We start from the raw sequence: 19,863 nt of genomic DNA, 5'->3' as shown, positions 1-19,863 counted from the left end.
CGTTAGTTGCTAATGTTGTAAGAATCTAATAATTTCTGATATTCAGGCATATCTCTTCTTCTGATGCTTTCGCTTTCTGCCAAAGCCTGAACCTGCATTACGCCTTCAATAATCTGTTCCGGTCTCGGAGGACATCCCGGAACGTAAACGTCTACCGGAATAATTTTATCAATACCCTGTAAAACAGAATACGTATCAAAAATACCACCGCTGGAAGCACAGGCTCCAACTGCAACCACCCATTTCGGCTCTGCCATCTGAGTGTACACTTCTTTAAGTACCGGTCCTAATTTTTTGGATATCGTTCCGCAAACCATTAACATATCTGCCTGTCTTGGGGAGAAAGAGTTTCTTTCCATACCAAATCGGGAAGCATCATACGTTGGATTCAGGGTAGCCATAAACTCGATACCGCAACAAGAGGTTGCAAATGGTAACGGCCAAAGAGAAAATTTTCTTGCCATCCCGATTACACTGCTCAGTTTTGTTGCGAAAAACCCTTCTCCTTCAAATCCTTCCGGAGCAGGTGCATCTGTTCTTATTACTGGTTTGTTATCTGACATTTTAGTAGATTTTAGATTTTAAATTTTAGATTCTAAATTATTGTTAATGTAAACTTTAATCGAAAATCACCATCTAAAATTTGTAATTTAAAATTTATAATTTCTTATTTATCCCAATCTAAAGCGCCTCTTTTCCATACATAGAAAAATGCCATGAAAAAGATTGCTACGAATGTAAGAACGGCAAGGAATCCTTCCATTCCGAATTCTCTGAAGTTTACCGCGTACGGATAAAAAAATACGATTTCAATATCGAATAATACGAATAATACCGCCGTCAAAAAGTATTTAATGGAAAACGGTGTTCTTGCATTTCCTTCTACCGGGACTCCACATTCCCAGCTCTGGTTTTTTACAGAATTTCCTTTTTTCTGTTTCGGACCTAAAAAATGCGCTCCAAGCAAAGAAATGGCTACGAAACCGATCGCAACACCTGCTTGTATAAGGATTGGAATATAACTTTCAGGTAAATTCATTTTTGCATTATTATCTCAATTTGCAAATTTAGCGAATAAACAAGAAAGCATGAAATTTATGAGGTTAAAAGTGGCTCCAAAATAGGTAAAACGGGTAATTTAGAATCATTAAAAATAACAATTATTTTTTCATTTTTCTGATGAGAGAATATGCCATAAAGGAAATATAGGCAAAAAGGAGACTTGCGTAGATAATATTCACTGCTGTATTGGTTCTGTCATCCGGTAACTGAAAAAACAAATTGAAAACAATGAATCCGGCAATTAAAATTCCGAAAATGATGAGTTGTGGTTTCATATTTTAAAACTTACAATAAGTCTACTTTTTGATGACGAAAAATTATTTAATTTCCAGAGCGTAGGTTCTCCTTCTTTTATGGTTTACGGGATTGTAATCCTGCCAAAGAAGCTGAATGCTTTTGTTTTCTTCCAGTTCAGGATTGGTTTCCAGATATTTCACTCCTTTTTTATTGAAAATATCCCAGATTTCTTTAAAAATAATGGACGTTACACCGCGTCTCTGATAATCAGGATGGATTCCGATCAGGTAAAAATTAGCCCTGTCGTTTTTCTTTCCTGCCTGTAAAAAATGCCACCACCCGAAAGGGAGCAGTTTGCCTTTGGATTTTTGCAAAGCTTTTGAATAGGAGGGCATTGTAATAGCAAATGAAATCAGATGATTGTTTTCATCGGCAATACATACGATGAAATCTTTATCGATTAAAGGGAAATATTTCTCTTTGTAAGTTTTTCTCTGTTCATCCGAAATAGGAGTGTAGGTAGAAAGATGCTTGTAAGTTTCATCCAGCAGATCAAACATCGCATCCACATACTGCAGAATTTCTTCTTTAGATTTAAATCTTAAAACTTTCAGATGATATTTCTGGGAAATCAGTTCGTTGAATTTGTAAATTTTCTCCGGAAGGGAATCAGGAAACATGATTTCAAATTCCACCCATTCCTTTTCTTTGGTTAAACCCAGTTTTTCCAGATGTTGAGGATAATACGCATGATTGTAAATTCCGATCATCGTTGCCAGTTTATCGAAGCCTAAAGTCAGCATTCCGGCTTTATCAAGGTTGGTGAAACCCATCGGTCCTTCAATCTTTCCGATGTTTTTTTCTTTGGCGTACTCAACTGCTTTTCGGATGAGTGCCTGAGAAACTTTTTCATCATCAATAAAATCAATCCAGCCGAAGCGTACTTTCTTTATCCCTAGTTCGCGTTCTTCCTTATGATTGATCATTAAGGCAATTCTTCCGACGATTTTATTATTCTGGTAGGCAAGAAACTGTTTGGCTTCAGAGTATTGCAGTGCCGGATTTTCCTTCGTACTCCATATTTTAATCTCATCATTAATAAGAGCCGGAACGTAATACGGATTGTTTTTGTACAGATCCATGGGAAATCTTACGAATTGCTTTAGCTGATCGCTGTTTTTTACCTCAATAACTGAAATTTCTGACATGATTCTTTCGTGAAATTATGGAACAAATATAGCTAAATTAATACAATACTTTGGCACAGTTTTTACATCATATTGGATGAAAAGTATATTATAAAAGATTACAGAGATGAATGGTTATTATTTGATTATTATTGTTTCGATGGTGGTAAGCTGGTTTGTTTCATGGAGGCTGAAATCGAAATTCGAAGAATATTCTAAAGTCTATCTTAGAAACGGACTTTCAGGAAAAGAAATTGCGGAAAAAATGCTGAGAGATAACGGAATTAATGATGTTCAGGTAATGTCAGTTCCGGGACAGTTAACAGATCATTATAATCCCGAAAATAAAACAGTTAACCTATCCGAAGCGGTGTATATGCAGAGGAACGCAGCGGCAGCGGCTGTTGCAGCTCATGAATGCGGTCATGCCGTTCAGCATAAAGTAGGATATTCCATGTTGCAGTTACGATCCAAATTGGTTCCAGTGGTAAGCATAAGTTCCAATCTTATGCAGTTTGTAATTATGGGAGGACTCGTAATCATGGCATTTAGTGGAAGTAAACTTGTGCTTACAATAGGGGTTATTATGTTTGCGTTCACGACGCTTTTTGCATTTGTAACACTTCCGGTGGAATATGATGCAAGCAACAGAGCAATGAAATGGCTTCGTGATACGGGAACGGTAACAACAGAAGAATATGTAGGCGTAAAAGACAGTTTGAAATGGGCGGCAAGAACTTATGTAGTGGCTGCAATCGGATCTTTGGTACAGCTTCTTTATTTTGCTTCCTTATTAATGGGCGGAAGAAGGGATTAATCTTCAAATGTAAACGAAACATATTGCATCTCGGATAGTTTTTCTGAGATGTTTTCTTTTTGTGAAAGTTTCAGGGAAGCGGTTACTATACAGTTTTCATTCGCATCAAATTGCAGGACTTTTGCATCATACTTAGACAGCAAAGTAAAAATAATATTCTGCTGATTAAAATTAAACTGAATCTCAATAGTCGTTTCAAGCTCTTTCGTAACAATATTTGCTTCTTCCAGTGTAATTTTTGCCGATTCTTTGTACGCTTTTACCAGACCGGAAACGCCCAGTTTTGTGCCTCCATAGTAACGGACGGAAATAACCAGAACATTGGTGATTTCATGGGCTAATAACTGGTTGTAAATGGGCAGTCCTGCACTTCCGGAAGGTTCTCCGTCGTCATTTGCGCGATAATTTTCTCCGTTAAGTCCGATTCTGAAAGCATAACAATGATGCGTTGCCTTCGGATGTTCTGCACGGATTTTTTCCAAAGCGTGTTTCAGTTCTTCCTCATTGTTCACGGGAAACGCAAAACCCAGAAATTTGCTTCCCTTTTCTTTTAACAAGGTGTTTTCTACCGGAGATTCTATCGTCTTAAAATTGAACATATGTAATGAGGAAAGATATTTTTTCGAATTTTAGAATAATTGTTCAAAGGTAAAATTTTTTTAAGAAAAGTCCCGTAAACAGACAACAAAAAAGAGAACCGTTGCAGTTCTCTTTATTCGATTAACAAGGAAAGCTTCCTTCCAGCCACGGTGGAGGGCAGCTCATACTTGAAGGGGTTTTACAGCATCTTTGTAGATTTGGCGGATAATAAGAACAGCAAACTGGTGCGATTCCTCCGCCAAGATCTTTAAGTTCTTTTCTGGATAGCTTTTTTAGATTTTTCATATAGTTTGAATTAGTTGCGGAGATGATTAAAATTTCTGATCAGTATTAAACCGGCTCTCCTGGATTTCCGGGACCATTATTACTGGTACATTTTGTGCCGATCGGAAGACAATAATATCTCTGACGCGGGATGCAGCATTTGTAATATCCTGTTATGCAGTTTTGATCACAGGTTTCGATTCCTCCCAGAACGCTTTTCAGTTCATGTTTTGATAATTTTCTTAAATTTTTCATGATGATGATTTTTAGTTCATCATAAAGTTACATATTTAATTTCAAACTATGGTGAAAAATTATAAAATATTTATTATGTTAAATTTTTGATTATTAAATGTTTAAATGTTTTCTGAAAGAAAAAAATCAACGCGGTTATCTCTGATAATTTCAGTTTTGAAAGGATTTGCCTGTGCAAAAACAGGAGCTTGGGTTCCGTTCCCAAGAAGAAGATGTTCATTGGTAATAACAATCGTTTCGTCCCAGAGATTGGCATCTATAAAATGCTGTAAAGTGAATTTTCCACCCTCGATAATTACAGACTGAATTTGCTCTTTATATAGAGATTCCATAAGATTCTGAAGGAAGTTGTCTTTTTCGGTTTTAATAAAATGAACATGATCTACAATTTCTTCTTTTATAGAATTAATCACGATGGTTTTTGCTTCTCCGTTGTAAATTTTAAAATTCTGAGGAACTTTCAGATCAAAATCAATTAAAATTCTCACAGGATTAACGCCTTCCACATTTCTTACCGTTAAACTTGGATCGTCATTCAGTGCGGTCTGTGTTCCGACCATAATAGCGTGTTCATCGGCTCTCAACTGATGTACGAACTGATTCACCAGAGAATTTGAAACAGCGGTTGGTTTAAAGTCTTTATCCAGAAATCCGTCTCCGGACTGCGCCCATTTCAGAATAATGTAAGGTCTTTTCTTTTCGTGATAGGTGAAAAATCTTTTATTAAGATCAATACATTCTTTCTCCAGAACGCCTGAAACCACTTCAATTCCCGCATCCTGAATGATTTTTTTTCCTTTTCCGTTCACTTTGTCATGAGAGTCCATTGCTCCGACCACTACTTTTTTAAAGCCTAATTCCTTAATCTTTAAAGCACAGGGTGGCGTTTTTCCGTAATGTGCACAAGGTTCTAATGTAACGTAAATAGTAGATTCGGGAATTAAAGATGGGTCTTCAACAGAATTAATGGCGTTAATTTCCGCATGTGGTTCTCCCGCTTTCTGATGATAGCCTTCACCGATAATTGTACCATTATGCACAATTACACTTCCCACCAAAGGGTTCGGATAGGTTTTTCCGATGGCTTTCTGAGCAAGTTCGATAGCTCTTTTAATATAAAATTCGTCCTGCATACTGAATGAAAAAAGCGAAGTCAAATTGCTTTGCTCCGCTTTCTAATATTTTAAATAGTTTTATTCTCCCGCAATAATGCTGTGAAGATTTTGTTTTAAAGTTTCCAGATGAGCTTTTTTCTCGTCGATAGATTCGTACGTATCTCTCAGCATCGGGTTTTCTCTTGAAGGATTTTTAAAGAAAGCGAGATTGTTTTCCAGCTTTACGATTTCAGCTTCAAGATCAGAAATCTGGCTCTTGATTTTTCTTGCTTTGTCTGTAAGCTGATTTTCAGATAATCCTTCTTCTTTAAGTTCCAGCTCGTTGATTTTATTTAATTTCAGTTTTTCTCTCAACGTTTTGTTGAATTCTGTATTGATGGAGATTTTATCTCTCGGTACTTTTCCGATGTTGTTCCATGCGGTTTTGATGGCTTCAATTCTTTCGATGCTGCCTTCCTCGTTCCCGATTGTTTTCAGTTCATCAAGAATTGCCTTTTTCTGCTTGTAATTTTCCTTCCAGTTATCCGTAGAAGCATTGCTCTTTTCACGGTAATTGTTGAAGAACGCATTACACGCATCACGGAATTCATCCCAGATTTTATTCGTCATGCTTTTCGGAACGTGACCGATTTTTTTCCAGTCTTCCTGAAGTTTTTTGAACAAAGGAACAGCGATGTCCCACTCTTCATTATTTTGGTTGTCTTTTGCAGTCTGGATCAGTTTTAATTTTTCTTCCAGATTTGCCTGCTGAGAACCTTTTAATGATTTATAATAGGTGTTTTTTGTCGTGTTGAATCCTCTCAGAATCGTTTTGAACTCGTTCCAGTTCTGGTTAGAGAGCTTTCTCGGAACGCTTCCTGTTTTCAGAAATTCTGAACGGAGATCTTCCACTCTGCGGATCGCATTCTGCCAGTAATTATGATTAGGATTTTCTCCCGGCTCAGAAAGTTTCTTGATTTCCGCGATGATCTGATTTTTCTTTTCCAGATTTTCGTTCTGCTCTGTTTCAATGGCAGCCGAAAGTTCAGATTTTCTTTCGTGGATTTTATTTGAAATTTCTTTGAATTCTTCCCATGTTTTCTCACGGAATTCTTCAGCAACCGGTTCTGCTTCTTCCTTCCATAATTTGTGAAGATATTGCAGCTCATTCAGCGCTTTCTGAATCACAGGCTCATGTTCAAGCTGTTTAGCACGCTCAATGATGTGTTGTCTTTTTTCAAGATTGTGGCTGTACTCCTGCTCCAGAAATTCCTTATTCAGATCAAGCATCTGATAAAACTGGTTCAGATGATGAAAATAATTGTTGTTAAGAATCTTGAACTCAGATTTGGCAACCTGTCCCGCTTTGGACCAGTCTTCTTTAATCTCTCTTATCGATTTGAAAAGATTGGTTCCCGGTTCGGAATTCGTATACAGATTTTTAAGCCTTTCGATGATGGTTTGGCGGTGCTCCAGATTTTTCTTCTGTTCTTCTTCCTGCCCCTTTTGGTAAGCATCATGCTTTTCTCTGAAAATATTCACCAAAGCAGAGAATTTCGCCTGAGAAGGATGCTCATAACTGAAATTTTCAGGAGCATTTCCCGCTTCGGCATATTCATGCTTTTTATCTTCCACTTCATCATGGATGTAATGACTTGCTTTTTCTTTGAGCTGATTGAATTTTTTGAAATCTTCACCAGCATTGGGCGCATTGATGATTTTTTCCATTTCCTTCAGGGCATCAGCAAGAGAAATTTCTACTTCTTCGTGCTCTTCTTCATGTTCCGTTTCCTCATGATGAATGATTTCATCCTGAGATTCTACAGGTTCTGATGTTTTTTCCTGAGGGACTTCGTTAGAATTTTTGTTTTCCTCGTTTTCAGAAAGGTTGTTTTCTGTAATCATAGCAAATCGTTTATGTGAGTGGCATTAAAATATCCTCTAAATATAGAGCTAAAAAGCTAAATACAGTACTAATTTATGTTATTTTTTTTGAAAATTCCAAATTTCCCATGCTTTTTCTGCCTGTTGTTCCAGCATATAATATCCGTTCACTGTTTTGGCTCCTTTTTCAGAGGCATTGATGATGAATTTGGTATAGTTTGGGTTGTAAATTAAATCGATAATCAAATGTTCTTTTGAAAGCCCTTCGAAAGGGAAATTCAGGCAGTCTTCCACATTCGGAAAAGTTCCTACCGGAGTACACTGGATAATGAGTTTATGATCCTGTACAAAAGCAGCATTTAAATTATCATAATTAATTTCCGTGCTTCTGGAAACCGTAACCGATGGAATTCCGTGTTTGTCCAAAACATATTTTACCGCTTTTGCAGCTCCTCCGTTTCCTAAAATGATGGCTGAATCATGGTGGGGTTTTTTGTGAAGCAGCAAAGTCTTTTCGAACCCGAAAGCATCTGTGTTATAGCCTCTTTTCTTCCCGTTTTCAATCAGTACACAGTTTACGGCTCCGATGTTTTTCGCTTCATCGCTCAGTTCGTCCAGATAATCGATGATTTTTTCCTTGTAGGGAATCGTTACGTTAAAGCCCAGTAATTCCGGAGCTGAAAAGACATCTTCCACTTCATCAATTTCGTTTAAATCAAAAATGGTGTAAGAATAATCTTTCAACATCAGTTTCTGGAATTTGTCTTCAAAGTATTTTTTCGAGAAAGAGTAGGAAATGTTTTTCCCGATCAAGCCTAATTTTTTGTTGGAATCCATAGGATAAAATTAAAAAAAAAAGACCGGAAAAACCGGTCTTTGAGATAAATATTTTTTTTGTTTTATTCTACGATAAATTTCGCTGAGGAAGAATCTGTTTTCAGAATGTAAGTTCCTTTTGCCAAACCTTTCAGATGAATTTTATTAGAAGTTCTGAACGGATTTTCAATCGTTTCGATCAGCTTTCCTGATAGATCATAAATCTGAGCTTTCGAAATTTTATTCAGATTTTCTCCTTTTACAAACAATTCATTGTTTTTTACAGGATTAGGATAGATGGTAAACTGAGACTTATCTTTAGAAACTTCCGCAGTTGCCAATGAAGTGAAGCAGGTCCAGCTTAAATCATCAATAGAAATTCTTTTTCCTGTTTCAGAATTGATTATTTTAATAACCACATTGTTAGGAACATTGATGTTGCTGATTGTTGTAGTGGTAGCTGAAGTAGTAAAAGGAATAGTTCCCGCATTAGTTCCGTTAATCTGTAAAGTCAGATTACCTGCAGAGTCAGAAAACGGTAATTTCGTAGTCACTGTTAAACTTCCGATTCCGCCTGAAATTGTAGAGCTTGTCAGGTTACCATTCTTAATAGTAATAGCTCTGCTGTTAATTGTCTGATCGGTTCTTGCGTCTGTGGCTGTCCATGTAATGCTATTGCTCGTCCATGTTTGCGTTGTATAGTTTGAAGCCGCCGCCGGAATATTAGAGAAATCCTCTGTTCCGCAGCTTCCGCCCGGCTGTCCTCCTGCAAGAGTTGTTCCTGAAGCGATGTTACTCGCCGGAGAAGCATTTCCTGCTGCATCTTTAGCAATCACATAAAAATTATAGGTAGTAGAAGGATTCAGTCCAGAAACAGTAGCCGTTGTTCCGGTAACCGTAGCATATAAAACGCCGTCTTTATAAATTTCATATCCTACAACACCGATGTTGTCTGTAGAAGCCGTCCAGCTTAAAGAAATGGTGTTGGAAGTAGGGTTGCTTGTTGCTAAATTGGTTGGAGCAGTCGGAGCCTGTGTATCAGCAACCGGAGTTCCCCAGATCTGCGCAACGTATTCAGGATGATCGATGTATGGATTTCTGTTTCCCTGATAAGTATAAGAAGCGTTGTTTCTTGCAATTTCGGTAGCAGAAACAGGATCCGCGATATGCCATGCCAATAACTGGTTCAGTTCCCAGGTCTGTAATCCCGGAAATGCGGAACCTCCCAACATATTTCCTGTTCCGAAACCTGAAAGCTGAGTTTCATATCTTGTTACGAAATACAGGATCATTCTTGCAATATCTCCTTTAAAAGCATCAACAGGCTCAAAAACCGTCCCCGAATATCCCGGAGAAACTGAAGTTCCCAGTTTTGATCCGTTTTGAGAAGTGAAAGAAGCCGATCCTACTTTTCCGTATGGGAAATTAGATCTCATACCGTTTACTTTAGCATCGGTCGGTCTGATGAAATGAATATCTGAAACCATCGGAGCATTGCTGTTGAATAAACTTTGAGGGACAACATGCTCTCTGTTATAACATAAACCTTCCGGACCACTGCTTCCGCTACATTGTCCGCCAGGATAAGTATAAGAGTAAGGATCTGTGCCGTTAGGATTTTCAGAATATATATCTAAAATGGTATTGTCATTTTCATAGCCTGCCATAGCGATGTTATCGCGGTCTGTTGTTGCATAACCAGTCCATAAACCATTATAACCATTGTCTACATGACCGTTGGTAATAATCTGTTTCAGTTTGGTTTTTAAAGCAGCTCCGGAAAGACCTGCAGTTCCGTCGTAATATCCCGTAGGAATCTGAGCAAAGGTACTTATCAAGACAAAGCTCAATAAAAAAGAGAATAATTTACGTTTCATTTTTAAAAATTGGGACGCAAAGATACGAAAAAATGAAAGCTTACGTATTAATTTTTAGTAATATAATCTTTGCTGATCTTGGAAAATACCCATGAAATTCCAAAGCCGAATAAGGATGCGGTAACCGCAACAGTGATATAATTTTTACCCACTATTTTCACCGGAAAAGGTAAGGTTTCGTTGGCTTTAAAGAACTCTGTGAACTGCTGGAAATAGCAAAGTCCGGTTCCTATAAGTAAGCCTGAAATAATTCCTAAAACGACAATTAAAACTCCGGTATAAAAGTAAACCTGTCTTAAATGACTTAACGGAAAACCTAGCGAAATAAGGGATTTTGCCTGTTCTTTTTTATCCAACTGAAGAATGATGATGGCTCCTGCTAAATTGAAGGTGGTAATAAAGATCACCAAAGCAAAAATTAAATAGATAAAAAGCTTCTCGGTATTGATCATTTTCCAGAAAGCCGCATTTTCTTCCTCTTTGGTTTTTACTTCAATGTTTTTTCCAAGGGAAGAAATAAGCTGTTGCTTTACGGAGTCTGTATTTTCAGGATTCTTTAATTTGATAACGATTTGATAAGCCGAATGTTTAGGGAGATTTAAAAGCTCTTCAGTCAATTCAACAGGAGCAATAATATAATTGTCCAGTTGGTCTTTTCCTGCAAAAACTCCGGAGACGAGGATATCTTTTTTGTTGTAAATATCTTCTTCTTTATTAATGATTCCGGTTCCCGGTTTCGGCATAAAGATCGTTGCATAATCCGAACTGGACGGTACGGGAATCGAAAGTCTGTTATCCAGAGAATTTTCCATTAAAACTTCGTTGGAATACTTAAAGCTGGGATAAGCGCCGTAGAAAACATCCTTATTGATGGGGTTCACTTTCGTGTAGGCAGAATCTACCCCTCTTAAATAAGCAATATCGCCTTTGCCGTTATAGCTAATGTATACCTTTTCTTCAATAACTCTCGAAAAGTTACTGATCTCTTTATTGTTTTTGAGAACGGAATTAATTTTATCGAAATCTTTAAGTGTTTTTCCGGAAGAACTTTTAAGCGTAAGATCGGCATGAAGATTTGAAATCAATTCTTTATTGAGGTCTTCAAGCCCCGAAAAAACGGAGATGATAACGAACATTGCAGTTACGGCAACCGTCATCGCCCCAACCGCCAACCACGTAATAAACGTAACGGCAGTACTTCCTTTTTTAGACAAAAGGTATCGGGAAGCGATATAAAATGCAATGTTTTTCAAGGGTTACAGAATAGGGTTGTCACCTTCACCTCTCAATTCACGTTCCAGTTTTTCAACGTCGTCCAGAGAAGTGTCTAAGTAGAAATTAAGATTAGGGATTACACGAACCTGCTTCGCCATTTTCTGACCGATGAAGTTTCTGTATTGTGCTTTATTTTCTTCAATTTCCTTCATCACAGCTTTGCGGTGCTCCTGCGGAAATATGCTTAAATAAATTTTGGCAATACCCAGATCCGCCGTTACTTTTACATCCGAAACCGTTACCAGAATGCTTTGTTTGCTTTCTGAAGCCTGTTTGCGGAAAAGTTCTGCGAAATCTTCCTGTATAATCTGTGCTACTTTTCTTTGTCTGTTACTTTCCATAATTTCTGCAAATTTAGTACTTTTGTTTGAATTGATACTTTGAAATTTGTTCGCTGTATCAAATTTACGACTTAATTTATTTTAAATATTTATGAAATTAGAACATATCGGCATTGCGGTAAAATCTTTAGGCGTATCTGATGAACTTTTTGCTAAGTTCCTAGGAAAGGAATCTTACAAACAGGAATCTGTAGAAAGGGAAGGAGTAGTTACTTCTTTTTATGCTGCCGGAGAAAGCAAAATTGAACTTTTGGAGGCGAGTAAAGAGGATAGCCCGATCTCAAAGTTTATTGAAAAAAAAGGAGAAGGCATCCATCATCTGGCTTTTGGCGTGGAAAATATTCTGGAGGAAGTGCAAAGACTGAAAAAAGAAGGTTTTGAATTTATCTCGGAAGAACCGAAAGAAGGTGCTGATAATAAATTAGTTGTCTTCCTTCATCCCAAATCCACGAACGGCGTACTGGTAGAACTTTGCCAAGAAAAGCAATAAAAAATTTTGTAGTGAAAGAAATTTTACTATTTTTGCAAACACAAAATTTAACCAAGTTTTGAGGTCCTATAGCTCAGTTGGTTAGAGCACCTGACTCATAATCAGGTGGTCCCTGGTTCGAGCCCAGGTGGGACCACTTTTTAAATCAAGCACTTGCAGATTTGTAGGTGCTTTTTTATTTTGTCAGGTGAAACATTGGATCAAACGCAAAACTTGGGGGCTATGCAAAAAGTTTAGTCAACCTGAATAGAAGAAAACCACTCAAAATTCTCCCTGAATCCTTCGACTGTTGTTCGGTTATCCTTCGGAAAAAATCCCATTTTTCCGAAGCCGATCCGAAGAAGACCCGAACATGATCCGAAGAAATGGGTTTTCAAACCGGTCAAAACCGGTCAAAAGCAGTCAAAACCGGTCATCTTTTTCACAGGTGTCTGAAATGGCAAAATTCTGTAATACCTTTGTTCAGTTAACCAATAAAAAAAGCACAAAATGCTACGAGTTACAAAAGGAATCCTTGGAGGGTTTTCAGAAATGCGAAAGAAACGCTTGCATGTAACAGCAAGTATCTTGGGGCTTATACTTTAATTTAATCTGAGTCTTTGTCCAAAAAAAGGACGGAGATTATTCGGGATTTCCTGAAAAATCAAATTAAGAATAATTTGAGGATAAAAAATGTGTTTTCTGACAATCACAATCAAATTGAATAACTTTAAAACAGATTAAGTATAAACCGGTTTACATCATATATTTTGTAGAGACTCTTCGATGCTTTTTTCCTTTGGAATGTTCATTTTAGATTTAATTTTACTCTTATAAACACGAACACTGCCATCGGTAATTTTTTCTAACATTGAAATTTCCTTTGCGCTTAAATTCAGCCTGAAATAAACACATAACTGAAGTTCCTGCTCCGAAAGAATAGGATATTGTTCGGATAGTTTTTTGATGAAGTTTTGGTTCTCCACAGAGTTTTGTTCAGTAAAATCAATATTTCTTTTATCAATATTGATTAAATTGTTTAAGTCGAAATAAAGCTCTTTAAGTATACTTTCCGGATTGTTCAGGTTAGACTTTCTGGCCTTCTTAATTTTTTCTAAAAATGCTTTTGCGGTTTCCTGCTTTATATTGAGATTAAGATGCAGATTTCTTATTTTCTCTTCCTGCAATTTCAGATTCTGCTGTAAGATTAATTCTTTCTGGTCTGAGATTGTTTTCTGCTGAGCGCTCATTTCTTTTTCTATTTTTCTTTTCTTGAATGTAGAAATGAAAAAGTAGGTTAAAAATGAAATAATAATAATGCCGATAAGAATAATCCATGATCTTTGCACTTTTTGAGAATGTATCTCATTATCATACTTCTGATTAATGTTTTTAATGATGGTTTTATTTAAAGCTTCATTTAAATATCCCATCATTTCCTTGTTGTCTGCTATCATTTCATCTTTAATCTGAAGTGTTTTAAAATGATAGACTTTGGCTTCATTATAATTTTTGAGGTTGAAATAATAATCTGTAAGGGTTTCAGATATAAGTAATCGGGTATCAAAATCGGGTGATTTTTTTTCTGAATTTTTCAGATAATCAATAATAACATTCATTTTTCCTTTATTCTGATCAGATTTATAAACTCCATATAAATCTTTACAGATAATCACCAGATCCCGCACAAGATCTTCTCTGTTTTTATTTTGGTTAAAAAGATTTTCTAATAACGCCTCAGCTTCATTTCGGTTGCCGTTTTTTATATACGCTTCTGCAAGATTCTCACTAATATGTAAAAAAAACAAATGTTCTTGATGGGTCATGTTTTTTTTCTTAGTCAGAATTTCTAAAGCTTTTTTAAATTCCTGAATAGCGTTGTTGCTTTCATCTTTTTTTATATAAACCAATCCGAAATTATTGTACATGGATGAGATATATAAATATTGGTCGGGAGTGTACAGCTTAAGGGCTTTTGTGAAATATTCATTGGCTTTGTCATATTTTTTCTCATTGTAATACAGCCTGCCTTTAACGTGATAAAGATGAGGTAAAGATTTGGAGTTTTTAACTTTGAGTTCGTTTTCTATTGATTGATTCAGGTAGTAAAAGCTCAGATTACTGGAATAATTTTCAAAATGCAGTGCCAATGAAAAATTAACATCGGTGATAACAATAGAATATTTATTATTATTTGCTTTCCATAATTCCATAAGAGTAAGGAAATGGGAAATTCTGTCTTTTTTATCCTGATCAAAAGTAAATAATAAGGCATATTTGTAAGACATAAAATAAATGCTGTCTTGCGTTTTTCCGAATTTATTTTTTTCAAGATCTGCAATTTTTTGAAGTTGCACTTTATTATCAATATTGTTCTCAATTTTCTTTTTCAACTGCTGAAAATATTCTTCCTGTGAAAAGCAAAATATAGAAAAGAACAAAATAAAAAAAGATAGATTTTTCTTCATTGGATTACTTGTTGGTTGCAAACATATACGATAAAAAATTGCTGTAAAACATTATTAACAGTAATGTAAATTTAACTTACTGATTATTAAATTGTTAATTTTTTAAAATTAATGAATATTTTAATTATTTCTTCTTTTTATTAATACTTTTTAACACCTCATTTTCATCATTTGCACTCGTAGGTATATAATTTCGCAGACACAACGGAAAGAATAAAATCTTTCTTCAATAGAAAATGATGAAATTCTGGTTAGGGTTTTTACTGTCTTTTTTCTGCGGGTGTTGGATGCATTCACAGGATGTTGGTAATTCCTCAATCGTCAAGATAGACGGCGCAATAATTATTCAGAATCATGAATCAGATCCCATTGCAGATAAAGTAAAAACAGAAAGAAAATCTCTTTTCGTTATCAGAAAAAAACAGACTAAGCAACATAAAAACATTCAAAAGAGAGATACTAAATTAATTTCAGTAGACAGCAGAAAAAATCGCTCTGAAAAAAAAACACAAATAAAAACATATAAGAGTTCAGATGATGATTGGCTTTTTTCAACTTCACTGGTGAAAAAGATTTCTGCTGTTTTTTCTTCGAATACAAATCCCGATCTCAAAAAGAACTTTAATAATTATGTTTTCTTAATAAGATTATTCAAAGAACATTTTATCAGAAAAAACACCTATTTCTATCTCTTTTTTAAGCATTCAGAAATATGGCATCAGTTTTTCAACAAGCCTCCGCCATTTATTATTTAAAGATCAATATCTGTCATCTTCAAAATAGTCATAGGGTTTGTCAAACATTTTGTTTTAAGGATTCACTCTACTGAAAGAGATTAAAGCTACAGGTTTTCAGACAGATAATGGAATATGGTTACATAATAATTAAGATTCTTATAAAATACAAAAATGAACAATATAAAACTATTTTTGGTTTGTCTGCTTTTCTTATTAGGAAGCGGGGCAAATGCCCAGACGAATTTGGCACTGGGAAAAACCGTAACCTCTTCGGCAGGCGGAAGTTCACTGTCTAATCTGGTAGATGGTAATTTTAATACAGCTGCGATTACAGGTAATGCTGCAGTTCCGCCTAATGCAGAATATTTTCTGGTGGATCTGGGTTCAGACTATATTATCGATAACGTAACATTAGGATCGGTAGTTCCGGATAATGGACGCTCCAGAAGATTTATGCTGATTACCTATCCCAGCACAGTTGGAGGTAATTTAGGATTTAATCCGAATACTTATATTGCTGCTAATAATACCTGTTATTTATACAACAGATTAGTATATACAGATCCTGCAGGATTTGTGGATTCCCAGACTGTGTTGGGAGGCGGTCCGGTTCCCGCTGTAGATAATTCTAAAAGAGGACCGGCTTTTCCTGGTGGGCAAATCAATATGCACGTTGGTATACATAAAGCAAGATATGTGCTGATTCTTAATTTGCAGGATGACAACCTCGAATTTACAGAATTGCAGGTATTTGCCTCTACTAAACCAGCAGTAAGAAATTTTGTAAATGGTGGTTTTGAACTCGATGGTGACGGTATGCCAAGAGAAGGCGATGTAAGAGGATGGAGCACTACGGAAGCGGCAGCAATGCCGGGCGGCAGAACACCGGTAATTCCCACACAAGGTAGTCTAATTGAATACTGGAGTAATGGGCAGGTAAATGGGGGGAATTCAATCTTTTCATCGGAAGGAAGCTTCTGGGCAGAACTAAATGCTTACACCAATGGTATGCTGGAACAAGAACCTATTTGTGTATTGCCGGGAGAAAGCTTTACATGGTCTTTTCTTCACAGAGGAAGAGATGGAGTAGATACCATGGGGCTGCGTATAGATGATCAAAATGTGGCTGAGTTTACAGACAATAATGGACAAGGTGGAACCCATTCTTTTGTTTTAACAGGGAGTAGCACGATTAATACAGGATTAACACAAAGTGCAACCGATGTTAGAGGATGGACAAGATATACCGGAACCTGGAACAATACTTCAGGGGTGGCAAAAACAGTATTTTTTGCATATTATGCAAAAAGTACGGCATCTAGTGGATTGGGTGGCGGTAACTTTATTGATGATGTGTCGATAACTTCTCTCAACAGTATTGCCAATTTATCAACCGCATCCAGCAGTGGTCTGGAAACAATACCGAGTGCTAATCTTCCAAAATTAACCATCAATGGGAGTGTTACCACAGCACAGACCATTCAGATTAATATAACCGGAGGTACAGCCACCAGAGGAGTAGATTATACTACAATACCTGCAACAGGATTAATTACAGTAACAATACCTGCAGGAAATTATGATGGAACAGATGCAACTGCTATTAGTTTAGCGCCTTATATTCAGATCAATCAGGATAATATATCAGAATCTAATGAAACGATAGAATTTTCTCTTCAGAATTCAACGGGCAATGTATTGATTGCGCCGACTTCAGGGTGCTTTACCAGAATCGTATCTGCAATTTATACGATTATTGATCCTGTAGCGGATCTTTCGATTGTGAAAACTGTTAATAATGCCACTCCGAATGTGGGCAGCTCTGTACAATTTAGTTTGGTGGTTACCAATAACGGCCCTGATGCTGCTGCCGGAGTTTCTGTAACAGATCTCTTGCCTAGCGGTTATACCTATCAGAGTTCTACAGCAGCCTCAGGTTCTTATACTCCGGCAACAGGGATTTGGGCAATTGGAAATTTAGCCAACGGAGCAGCAAGTACTCTCACCATAACGGCTTTAGCAAATTCTACAGGAACGTATCTGAATACAGCTACTGTTAGTGGAAATGTATCAGATCCTGTTTCTGGCAACAATACATCTTCGGCAACGACAGCACCTGTGGTTCAGAATGAATGTATGGGAAGTACGGCAACCAAGTTAAATTTATCCGGAGGAGTTTTGATTTCCGGTACGGCTAATACGGTAGGCGCAAAATATAAATACAGTAATGCTATTGGAGGAACGGGAGTGAGCCAGCAAGCAGACGTTGTATTTGAACTTACAGCGTTGGATTATGGGTCATCTTTATTACAATCGAATTATAATTTTGTTTTTGATGTTCCCCAATCTACTGCAGGTATTGAAAATAATTTTCAGCCTGGTTTTATAAGAAGTACGACAGGAAATATAAATAACATTCCGAATGGAACTTATCACCAGTCTTCAACCTGGAAAGTTACAATATACAAAGCAGGAACGAATACACCTTACAGTGTACCGTCTATTGTGCAGGTACTGGATAATGACGGATCGCTGTCTTCAACAATAAATGTGATTGAAAGTGTAGAGTTTTTATCTCCGCTTCCGGCTCAGATTTTAACGAGTACCCCTACAACGCAGATTGTTACAGGAAATGTTGTGAAATCTAATGGAACTTCACAACCGGGTATAGGAGTAGATCCTCAGTATTCTGCTTATGGAAATTACGGTTATGCCAATGAGTTTAGCTTTAAATTAGATAATGAGATTGTAATTAATGGAGGAGGAACCGGAAGCATCAGTTCAAATCTTGCTAATCGTTATGCGTCAGTTAACTTTGGCTGTGACTTCTCCGGAACCAATAACTTTACCAAGCAGATTGTCCGTGGAAAAGTTTATACCGATACGGATGGAGGAATACCAAGCGGAGTACCTTATACTGCGGGTAATGTATATGCAAATCTGGTAGATCCAAACGGGATCATTGTAAATTCCCAAATGGTGAGTACTGCAACCGGAATATACAGTTTCAGCAATGTAATCGCAGGAACCTATACCATAATACTTACAAACGCAATGCAGACAGTGGGAGCAACGGCCCCTGTTTCATCTTCATTGCCGCCAAACTATGTTAATGTTACATCTACAGACAGCACTCCTACAGATGGAATCACTACGGTAGTTGTAACCAATGTTGATTTGGATGGTATTGATTTCGGAATCAATTTGGCGGTTTGCTATGAATCACCTACCGATACAGGCAGTTCAGTTCCGGTAAAACATGGGATTACCCTATTAGGAAGAGCAGGAGCAGGCAATGGAAACTGGCCGATGCTGAGAAATTCGGCTTATACCGTATTAGAATCAAAAACGAAAGGTTTCGTAATTACCAGAAATTCTAATCCTGAAGGAAGTATTGCTATTCCTGTTGTGGGAATGATGGTGTTTGATACGGATGAAAATTCGGGCAAAGGATGTCTAAAAATCTATACAGGATCCGGATCCGGTGAAGGCTGGAAATGCTTTAATACACAGACTTGTCCATAACTTTTTAATACCATTGGGTATGGTATTTATTGACCATGCCCATTGTGTTATTAAATATAAATATAAAACAATGAAAAAAATAATCATACTTATCGGAATATACACCTCGGTTTTATCATTTTCTCAGGTAAGAATCGGGGAGAAAACAATTAATCCTACCAATTACGATTTAAGCAGTGCTTCCGTTTTACTGGAATTCGGGGATACAAATAACAAAGGAATTGTTCTCCCTTATGTAGAAACGGTTCCTGCAGGAGCCAATAATGCTAAAGGTGGTACTTTTATTTTTGATGTGTCTGCATCATCGGAATATAAAGTTAAAGTAAAAAATGAGAACACAGGCTGGACAGATCTCAGTGTACAATCAGGCTACAGCACAGCGGTAGAAACGGTAGTGAAAAATCCTCAGGCGGCTCCACTGGCAGACAAAGCCGGAGCAAAAGCTGTGATCGGAAATTCTGCCACAACAACGGACGGTGTACTGGTTTTGGATTCAGGAAACAAAGCCATGGTTCTTCCTATAGTTACCAATTATACCAACATCAAGAATCCGTCACCCGGAATGATGGTTTTTCTGAAAGGAGCAACTGCAGACAAACATCGTTTGGTGGTTTTTAATGGACAGAAGTGGACATTCTGGAAACCATAACATTAAAATATAAAAATGTGAACAGCTTAAAATTTTACTTTTTAAGCTGTTCATTTCAAACATTGCGAGCTCTATATGTCTGAAAAATATAAATATCTCATAGGAAAAACCAAGCAGGAAGTCATTTCCATTCTGGGACAGGAATTTAATTTTTATCCGTCGGATCATTGGAGCTATGAACTGTATACAACCTGGTGGGGCAAAAAGGCAACACTGTATCTGGATTTTCAAAATGATCGGGTTAGAGATTTTAAAATAAACTTCAGATACTTGAGATTCTAAGTTCTTTACTTTAAACAACATGTT

The 19,863-nt window shown here is 36.8% G+C and carries 20 protein-coding genes and 1 tRNA gene; 7 read left to right on the top strand and 14 right to left on the bottom strand.

Annotation, left to right across the window (positions count from 1 at the left end; all coding sequences use genetic code 11):
- Nucleotides 1–2: 2 nt before the first annotated feature.
- The 4 genes from H6W53_RS11485 to H6W53_RS11470 form a co-directional block, all read right to left on the bottom strand.
- Nucleotides 3–563 (bottom strand): NADH-quinone oxidoreductase subunit B, encoded by a 561-nt coding sequence (locus H6W53_RS11485; protein ID WP_047397471.1) that lies wholly within the window; start codon nucleotides 561–563, stop codon nucleotides 3–5.
- A gap of 104 nt (nucleotides 564–667) precedes the next feature.
- Nucleotides 668–1,039: an NADH-quinone oxidoreductase subunit A gene (locus tag H6W53_RS11480; protein WP_027380112.1), complete on the bottom strand. Its 372-nt coding sequence runs from the start codon at nucleotides 1,037–1,039 to the stop codon at nucleotides 668–670.
- A gap of 121 nt (nucleotides 1,040–1,160) precedes the next feature.
- Nucleotides 1,161–1,337, bottom strand: a complete 177-nt coding sequence (locus H6W53_RS11475) for a hypothetical protein (protein WP_185206951.1) — start codon at nucleotides 1,335–1,337, stop codon at nucleotides 1,161–1,163.
- 42 nt (nucleotides 1,338–1,379) lie between these two features.
- The gene (locus tag H6W53_RS11470; protein ID WP_185206945.1) at nucleotides 1,380–2,507 is read right to left on the bottom strand and encodes a GNAT family N-acetyltransferase; all 1,128 of its coding nucleotides are present in this window, start codon (nucleotides 2,505–2,507) and stop codon (nucleotides 1,380–1,382) included.
- A gap of 106 nt (nucleotides 2,508–2,613) precedes the next feature.
- Here H6W53_RS11470 and H6W53_RS11465 point away from each other — a divergent pair, with 106 nt between their 5' ends.
- Nucleotides 2,614–3,303, top strand: a complete 690-nt coding sequence (locus H6W53_RS11465) for a zinc metallopeptidase (RefSeq protein WP_185206943.1) — start codon at nucleotides 2,614–2,616, stop codon at nucleotides 3,301–3,303.
- Here the strand turns inward: H6W53_RS11465 and H6W53_RS11460 are convergent.
- The 9 genes from H6W53_RS11460 to rbfA all read right to left on the bottom strand — a co-directional run bounded on the left by H6W53_RS11460 (nucleotide 3,300) and on the right by rbfA (nucleotide 11,709).
- Nucleotides 3,300–3,902, bottom strand: a complete 603-nt coding sequence (locus H6W53_RS11460; RefSeq protein WP_185206941.1) for an IMPACT family protein — start codon at nucleotides 3,900–3,902, stop codon at nucleotides 3,300–3,302. The genes H6W53_RS11465 and H6W53_RS11460 overlap by 4 nt on opposite strands.
- Before the next feature lie 121 nt (nucleotides 3,903–4,023).
- Nucleotides 4,024–4,188 carry a bacteriocin-like protein gene (locus tag H6W53_RS11455; RefSeq protein WP_185206939.1) on the bottom strand — a complete coding sequence of 55 codons (165 nt, stop codon included), beginning with the start codon at nucleotides 4,186–4,188 and terminating at the stop codon, nucleotides 4,024–4,026.
- 45 nt (nucleotides 4,189–4,233) lie between these two features.
- Entirely contained in the window at nucleotides 4,234–4,422 is a 189-nt protein-coding gene (locus H6W53_RS11450) for a bacteriocin-like protein (RefSeq protein ID WP_087705838.1), read from the bottom strand.
- Nucleotides 4,423–4,523: 101 nt separating this feature from the next.
- The gene (gene ribD, locus H6W53_RS11445; protein WP_185206937.1) at nucleotides 4,524–5,555 is read right to left on the bottom strand and encodes a bifunctional diaminohydroxyphosphoribosylaminopyrimidine deaminase/5-amino-6-(5-phosphoribosylamino)uracil reductase RibD; all 1,032 of its coding nucleotides are present in this window, start codon (nucleotides 5,553–5,555) and stop codon (nucleotides 4,524–4,526) included.
- Nucleotides 5,556–5,615: 60 nt separating this feature from the next.
- The gene (locus H6W53_RS11440) at nucleotides 5,616–7,421 is read right to left on the bottom strand and encodes a DUF349 domain-containing protein (protein WP_185206935.1); all 1,806 of its coding nucleotides are present in this window, start codon (nucleotides 7,419–7,421) and stop codon (nucleotides 5,616–5,618) included.
- Between the two features lie 78 nt (nucleotides 7,422–7,499).
- Nucleotides 7,500–8,237 carry a shikimate dehydrogenase family protein gene (locus H6W53_RS11435; RefSeq protein WP_185206932.1) on the bottom strand — a complete coding sequence of 246 codons (738 nt, stop codon included), beginning with the start codon at nucleotides 8,235–8,237 and terminating at the stop codon, nucleotides 7,500–7,502.
- 62 nt (nucleotides 8,238–8,299) lie between these two features.
- Nucleotides 8,300–10,093 (bottom strand): endonuclease, encoded by a 1,794-nt coding sequence (locus H6W53_RS11430; RefSeq protein ID WP_185206930.1) that lies wholly within the window; start codon nucleotides 10,091–10,093, stop codon nucleotides 8,300–8,302.
- 47 nt (nucleotides 10,094–10,140) lie between these two features.
- Nucleotides 10,141–11,346 carry an ABC transporter permease gene (locus H6W53_RS11425; RefSeq protein ID WP_185206928.1) on the bottom strand — a complete coding sequence of 402 codons (1,206 nt, stop codon included), beginning with the start codon at nucleotides 11,344–11,346 and terminating at the stop codon, nucleotides 10,141–10,143.
- Between the two features lie 3 nt (nucleotides 11,347–11,349).
- A complete protein-coding gene (gene rbfA / locus H6W53_RS11420) occupies nucleotides 11,350–11,709 on the bottom strand; it encodes a 30S ribosome-binding factor RbfA (RefSeq protein ID WP_076392997.1) in 360 nt (119 codons plus the stop codon).
- A 91-nt stretch (nucleotides 11,710–11,800) separates the two neighbouring features.
- Between rbfA and mce the strand changes: the two genes are divergently transcribed.
- Together mce and H6W53_RS11410 are read left to right on the top strand one after the other, a co-directional pair.
- Nucleotides 11,801–12,199, top strand: a complete 399-nt coding sequence (mce, locus tag H6W53_RS11415) for a methylmalonyl-CoA epimerase (RefSeq protein WP_185206926.1) — start codon at nucleotides 11,801–11,803, stop codon at nucleotides 12,197–12,199.
- A 62-nt stretch (nucleotides 12,200–12,261) separates the two neighbouring features.
- A tRNA-Ile gene (locus tag H6W53_RS11410) sits at nucleotides 12,262–12,335 on the top strand.
- Between the two features lie 604 nt (nucleotides 12,336–12,939).
- Here the strand turns inward: H6W53_RS11410 and H6W53_RS11405 are convergent.
- A complete protein-coding gene (locus H6W53_RS11405) occupies nucleotides 12,940–14,646 on the bottom strand; it encodes a tetratricopeptide repeat protein (RefSeq protein WP_185206923.1) in 1,707 nt (568 codons plus the stop codon).
- Nucleotides 14,647–14,882: 236 nt separating this feature from the next.
- On the opposite strand from H6W53_RS11405, the gene H6W53_RS11400 reads away from it, so the two are divergent.
- The 4 genes from H6W53_RS11400 (at nucleotide 14,883) to H6W53_RS11385 (ending at nucleotide 19,839) form a co-directional block, all read left to right on the top strand.
- Nucleotides 14,883–15,401, top strand: coding sequence for a hypothetical protein (locus H6W53_RS11400; protein WP_185206921.1), 519 nt, complete (start codon nucleotides 14,883–14,885; stop codon nucleotides 15,399–15,401).
- 153 nt (nucleotides 15,402–15,554) lie between these two features.
- Nucleotides 15,555–18,908 (top strand): DUF11 domain-containing protein, encoded by a 3,354-nt coding sequence (locus tag H6W53_RS11395; protein WP_185206918.1) that lies wholly within the window; start codon nucleotides 15,555–15,557, stop codon nucleotides 18,906–18,908.
- A 70-nt stretch (nucleotides 18,909–18,978) separates the two neighbouring features.
- Nucleotides 18,979–19,557: a hypothetical protein gene (locus H6W53_RS11390; protein ID WP_185206909.1), complete on the top strand. Its 579-nt coding sequence runs from the start codon at nucleotides 18,979–18,981 to the stop codon at nucleotides 19,555–19,557.
- Between the two features lie 75 nt (nucleotides 19,558–19,632).
- The gene (locus tag H6W53_RS11385) at nucleotides 19,633–19,839 is read left to right on the top strand and encodes a hypothetical protein (RefSeq protein WP_185206906.1); all 207 of its coding nucleotides are present in this window, start codon (nucleotides 19,633–19,635) and stop codon (nucleotides 19,837–19,839) included.
- The last annotated feature ends 24 nt before the right edge of the window (nucleotides 19,840–19,863 follow it).

Origin of the sequence: Chryseobacterium sp. C3 (genome assembly GCF_014218905.1) — a bacterium.
Taxonomy (GTDB): domain Bacteria; phylum Bacteroidota; class Bacteroidia; order Flavobacteriales; family Weeksellaceae; genus Chryseobacterium; species Chryseobacterium mucoviscidosis.
The sequence above is the reverse complement of the archived record's forward strand: the minus strand, read 5'-3'. Positions and strand labels throughout refer to the sequence as shown.